The following is a 256-nucleotide window of genomic DNA, read 5'->3' on the forward strand; positions in this document are numbered from 1 at the left end:
ACTTGCTTATCAGTTCCCCGAGGCTTATCGCAGATTGCTACGTCCTTCTTCGGCTCCAGATGCCAAGGCATCCACCGTTTGCTCTTAAAGACTTGAAATCACATGAGTTTCATCAAGAATCGAACCCAGACAATAAAGTCCAGGCTGAAATTGACTAATGATCTTTAAGATCATCAATATGAACCAGCCCGAAGGCCGATCCAAAAGATGCTCGCGTCCACTGTGTAGTTCTCAAAGTACGGGCGGTACCCCCCAC

1 rRNA gene is annotated in these 256 nt (G+C 47.3%); it reads right to left on the reverse strand.

Going from position 1 to position 256, the window contains the following annotated elements:
* A 23S ribosomal RNA gene (locus MRBLMI12_RS08645) occupies window positions 1-98 on the reverse strand; the annotation flags it as partial.
* Window positions 99-256 lie beyond the last annotated feature (158 nt).

Origin of the sequence: Microbacterium sp. LMI12-1-1.1 (genome assembly GCF_040676455.1) — a bacterium.
GTDB lineage: Bacteria > Actinomycetota > Actinomycetes > Actinomycetales > Microbacteriaceae > Microbacterium.